Genomic DNA, 4,752 nt, shown 5'->3' with positions numbered 1-4,752 from the left:
TCTGTTGGCGAGATATTTCTTTTAGTTTTTTTACGAAAAATATCGCTATAATAGGGAAAATAAAACACCCTATGTATATTAGTGAAATCATGAGAATGTCGTATCTAAAATAGATTTTTCTACTTAACACATTCTCTGCTATTGCGGGAGTGCGACCAGTAGAATAAAGCCAGTTTTGATAAAATCTGTGCAGTAAAATCCCTGAAGAAAATATCACAGAACTAGCAAACAAAAACTTTAATTTTAATCTTTTTTAAATGAGTATGCCAAGGCAAATGATAAAAGAATCACTATGGCGTATTGGCGAATCAAAATATTGATATAAACTAGGCAAAGACCCAGAATAACTTCAATTATTGATTCCCGCTTCAATCCCCTGATCAGAAAATAGAAAGATAGGACACTTAAAGCCACAAAAGGAACGTCGGTCATAAAGCTGTTAGCTAATCCAAAGTATAGAGGATTAACCACTAACAGCAAAGCACCCAACAAAGAGATTTTCTGATTGGCATTAACTTCTCTAAGCAGCAGGTAAGTACCAATCGCACCGATTAATCCTAAGGTTAAAGTGGAGAAGCGTAATGCAGTAAATGAAAATCCAAAAGGAAGGCAAAATAAGGCTCCCCAAAAGGCTTGAAAAAATAGGTTAGCATGGGCTGGACTGGGAAGGCGGAAATCACCTTTCTCCAGAATCGATTTTACTGCCAGTCCATAAACCCAGTCATCATTAAGAGGAAAATTACCCAAAGGATTGACGACAATTACCATCACAGTCCATATGGCAATAATTATTAAAATATTGACAATATCAGCTTTTTTTGGATGACTAAAATAAATCCAACTCATTACATCTGTTTTGTTCATGGCTCTAATCTTACGAAAGGAAAATAGCGGAATTCGAGTAATTTAGTCACGACTGCTCGTGTTGCTCCGAGAATAGCGACTCGCACTGGCCGAGACAGGGGGCTGACTTGCGGGGAAATTTAGGCACAAAACACCAAGATAACATGGCGAAGTAAGCTTCATTTATCTCTGACTCGGAGGGGGTTGTCTGTTTCATTGCCAATCTCTCAACGTCAAGTGCCGACTCTGTAGCGATTATAATCGATTTGATCTGTATTGAGCGTTTAAGTCCCAATAATTGCTCTGTAGTGGATATTTCTACAAATTTGAGCTGCAACCCAGCCAATCGAGGTTAAAGATGGCCCGATAGATGGGATTATGGACCCGCAGCCGGCCTTGGTCTTTGATCACTAACCCCGATAAAAGTAACTCTTTTTCTGGAGGGCTATCCTCGGAAATTACCTCTTTTTCCCTTAAAATCCGTTCATAGAGTCTCAGGAGTAACTGGGAGCGATGACTGTTGAGAAGCCGATCGCGAATAGTCCGCAGATGTTCCGGTTCATCCTGAGCCTCCCAATTGCCAATGATCTTCTTCTGTACCAAGTCCTCAATCCAGGAGGCCTCACCATTGGGGGGAATCGGCGAGGCGGCGGTGCGAATTAACTGACAGAGTTTTTGGGTCAGAAAAGGTTGACCGTTTGTCCAGGCAAAGACTTCTTTTAAGACAGTTTGCGGGTTACTAAATTTCTCGGCCAATCCGCGCAGTAAAGGCTGGGCTTCGTGTTCCTTAAAACCCTCCAATTGAATCGAATGACCGATATTAAAAGGAGTGATTTGGTGGTCGGTAATTAAGTCGGAGGGGGTGACAACACCGAAGAAAGCGAAGGTCAAACGCCGATAGAGCGGGTTAAAACCACGCTGGTTATAGCAGGAACGAATCAGGGCAAAAAAGTCATTAACCGCGAAATTTAAGCCCAAAACGCTATCGATTTCATCGATAAAAATCGCGATCGGTTTCGGGGGAGAACCGTCCAGTATCCCCACTTCCAACAATAACACTTCTTCGATAAATTCGCCCAAGCGCTGTACTGCCGAGACATCTTCCCGTTCTTGCCACCAAGCTTTGAGATTGACCCTTTTGAGCAGTCCAAAACGTCGCCCTAACTCGAAGGCTATCCCCTTGTACCATTGGTCGGGAGTGACATTTTCGCTGCCGATGCGGGTTAAATCAATGGGAGCGCAACAGACCCCCTCGTGTTGGAGGTGGTCGATCATGCGTACCATTAAACTAGACTTACCCATTTGACGGGGATTGAGAACATAGCAAAAATCGCCGCGTTTGAGGGCTTTATAGAGATAACGGTCGGCGGCGCGGACCACGTAGGTGGGGGCATCCATGGGTAAACTGCCCCCCACTTGGTAGTCAAAGGTGCTAGATTCTTCGCTACTTCTGAGGAGTTCGTTTTCAAACAGTAATTCTGCTTGGGTGGCCTTGAGAATTTCTAGGGTTTGGCTGAGTTCTAGGGTGCGCTCCTGCACTTTCTGTTCTAGGGTGCGGCTATACTCGGCTAATTCTTCGGTAAAGCGAATCCGTTCCGCTTCCGCCTGTTTTCGTTCGGTAATATCGGTAAAAGCGGCGATCGCATAGATAATTTCTCCTTTTTCGTCAAAAACGGGCGTGGCATACACTTCTAGGGGAATAATCTTCTCTCCTTGGTGAATTTCTAGATCATCCATCGTGTTTTTTTCCCCCCTTAAAGCTCGGGCAATCGGATGGTATTCTGTGGGATACAATCGATCGGTTCCAGCTTGATATAACTGATAGGTTTCCCCCAACTGATTAGCCGTGGTGATATTAACTATCTCTTTTCCTAAAATCTCTTGGGCGGTTTGATTGGCATAATAGGGTTGACTGCCAGCATCGAGGACGAATACCCCCACTGGCATCGCTTCTAAAAATTGCGCTAGTTGTCTCTGTTTGGCTTTGATTTCGGCGTAGAGTTTGGCGTTAGTAATTGCGATGGCAGCTTGGCTGGAGAGCAGTTGCAGCACTTCCAATCTTTCTTGGGTAAAAGCCCCGACGGTGAGATTATTTTCTAGATAGACAATTCCCCGCAGTTGTCCTTGGTCGAGGAGGGGCGAACAGAGCAGGGATTTGGTTTGATGGGTTTTAATATAGGAATCATTGCTAAAATTACCCTCATGGGCAGCATCGTCATTAAGAACGGTTTGACCGCTCCGGGCTACATAGTTAATAATTGAGACGGGAAGATGTTCTTCGATGGCATGAGATTTAAAGACTGTCACCCCATCTTCCTGCACCGAACCGGAGGCTTCGATCAATAGTTGTCCGCCGCTTTCTAGGATAAGATAGCCCAGCTGCGCCCCAGCATTTTCGATGAGAATTTTCATCAGGGTGGCGAGTAATTTATCTAAAACTATCTCGCTAGAAATGGCTTGGAAGGCCTTCATAATCGTGGCTAAATCTAACAGTTCTCCCGCATGACTAACTGAATTTTTTCTGGTGGTAGTTTTCCTAGTTTCGGTCAGGGAATTGGAACCATAATTATTGACCATTAACTGAGAATAACGGCTTTCTATATCTTTGACTTTAGCTGTTGCTCCCCAAAGAGAATAGAGATAAGCAGCTTCATTGATGTAGGTTTTGGCAATTTTTACTTTACCCCAATCGAGATAGAATTTCGCCGCTAGTTCGTTAGCCAGTGCTTCTTCATTAATGTATTCATTTTCCTTGGCTTTAGCAATGGCTAGATCATAATTTTCTATGGCTTCTAGATAGGATTGCTGTACCCGCTCCTTTTCCGCTTGCACTAAATAAAATTTATGGAGATAGTTAGAGGGGGCTTGATTCGCCCATTCCTGTTGCTTTTTCTGATTATTCGTCACTCGTTCTAATACTTGCTGTTTTTGGTGATTGTCCAGATGATTATAAATAGCTAAATGGGCGAGGGAATCATAGACATTATGCAGAGAAATCAAGAAAGTGGCGGTAGCTCCTCCCAGATATTTTTGGGCTTGGTTAGCATTTTCAATGGCTTGTTCGTACTGTCCAAATAGATAACAAAGGTATAATTTATTAACAAATAAAGCACAGAGACCGTAGAGATCATTAGCCTCTAGATGGTACGGTAACATAAGAGTTTCTTGATAGTACTGTCCTTCTAAATGACCGGGATTTTCCGAGCGCCCCAGCAGATTTAAAACTGTTTGTCCGTAGATTTTTAGATAGTTGCGGGTGTTTTCTTGTTTGAGCTTAACAAAAGCCAGATCATAGTTAGCTATTTCTCCGGCTAATTCGGTTAATTCCTGTCCGATAAAGGCGGAATGAAAACAGTAAAGATAGGCGCAGGTTGTTCCGTAGTAGAGATCGCCCATTTCTAAACCGGTTTGATAGGAAGATTTTAACAAGGACAGGGAATTTTTAATCGGTTCTTTCCAGATACTAATAGTGGCGGAAAAGACGGCAATTATTTTCGGCATCAGGGCTTTGGCATGAAATTTATCAGCAATGTTTAAAGCTAATCGTCCAAATTGATAACCCGTTTCCCAATCTTCTAAAAGACCACAAAGAATTAAGCCATAATTGACATAAGTAAAAGCCGCTAGATAACTATTGCCGTATTCAATTGATAAGTTAACCTGTTTTGATACTAGGATGGGTAAGAGATGAGGTGCGGCAATATAAACAGGAGGAAATATGGCACTCGCTATCTTCATGATTGCTAATTTTTCTTCCTCATTTATCGGCGGTAAATTACTTAAATCTTCGATATTTTGACCCGCTAATTTTTGCCTAGTTTTATTGAGTTCTTCCTGAATATCTGATGATTTTAAGGATTCAAGAATCTCGAAATCTAGGCTTTTTAGGACGGATAAACCAATTTCTAC

At 42.5% G+C, this 4,752-nt stretch carries 2 protein-coding genes; both read right to left on the bottom strand.

Features of this window, described 5'->3' with window-relative positions; all coding sequences use genetic code 11:
- Positions 1 to 243: 243 nt before the first annotated feature.
- Complete coding sequence (locus PX636_RS06600; RefSeq protein ID WP_288116553.1) at positions 244 to 864, bottom strand: ArnT family glycosyltransferase; 621 nt, start codon at positions 862 to 864, stop codon at positions 244 to 246.
- A gap of 297 nt (positions 865 to 1,161) precedes the next feature.
- A partial coding sequence (locus PX636_RS06595; protein ID WP_288116552.1) for an AAA-like domain-containing protein occupies positions 1,162 to 4,752 on the bottom strand: 3,591 nt, incomplete at its 5' end.

It is taken from the genome of Microcystis sp. M53598_WE2, from assembly GCF_030067735.1.
Lineage (GTDB): Bacteria > Cyanobacteriota > Cyanobacteriia > Cyanobacteriales > Microcystaceae > Microcystis > Microcystis aeruginosa.
The sequence above is the reverse complement of the archived record's forward strand: the minus strand, read 5'-3'. Positions and strand labels throughout refer to the sequence as shown.

What these genes read in the sequence shown, in the direction of transcription:
- PX636_RS06600 (WP_288116553.1), bottom strand. Translation starts at nt 864, where the DNA reads ATGAACAAAACAGATGTAATGAGTTGGATTTATTTTAGTCATCCAAAA.